This window comes from Streptomyces sp. SID12501 (assembly GCF_010550245.1).
Classification (GTDB): Bacteria; Actinomycetota; Actinomycetes; order Streptomycetales; family Streptomycetaceae; genus Streptomyces.
On sequence record NZ_JAAGLU010000227.1, the window covers coordinates 1 to 661 of the forward strand.

A 661-nucleotide genomic window follows, 5' to 3' on the forward strand; every position below is an offset into this window, starting at 1 on the left:
GTAGACGTACCGCTGCAGGAACAGGAACAGCACGAGGATCGGCACGATCGTGATGACCACGCCCGCCGAGATCACCTCCCACTGCGAGCCGAACGGGCCCTTGAACGCGAACAGCGCGGTCGAGATGGGCCGCAGGTCGGGGTCGGGCAGGTAGTGGAACGGCAGGAAGAACTCGTTGTAGATGCCGATGCCCTTGATGATGACGACCGTCGCGATCGCGGGCTTGAGGTTCGGCAGGATGATCCGGAAGAAGATCCGCAGGTGTCCCGCGCCGTCGAGCGTCGCGGCCTCGTCGAGCGACCGGGGGATCGCGCGCACGAACTGCAGGAAGATGTAGATCGAGACGATGTCCGTGCCCGTGAACAGCAGGATCAGCGCCCAGCGCGAGTTGTAGAGCCCGAGGCCGTTGACGATCTGGAACGTCGCGACCTGGGTCGTGACGCCGGGCACGAGCGTCGCCAGGAGGAACAGGCCGAGCACCGCCGAGCGCCCGCGGAACCGGAAGCGGTCGAGCGCGTACGCGGTCGCCGCGCCGACGAGGATCGTGCCGGTGATCGCGGCGACGAAGACGACGACCGTGTTGGCGAACCCCCGCAGCATCCCGCCCCGCGTGAACGCGGTCGCGTAGTTCGCGACGTTGCCCCAGCTCTCGGGCGGCGTG

At 67.6% G+C, this 661-nt stretch carries 1 protein-coding gene; it reads right to left on the reverse strand.

Going from position 1 to position 661, the window contains the following annotated elements; translation table 11 throughout:
* The coding region (locus tag G3I71_RS45415) for a carbohydrate ABC transporter permease (RefSeq protein WP_164324776.1) at positions 1–661 on the reverse strand (661 nt) is incomplete at both ends.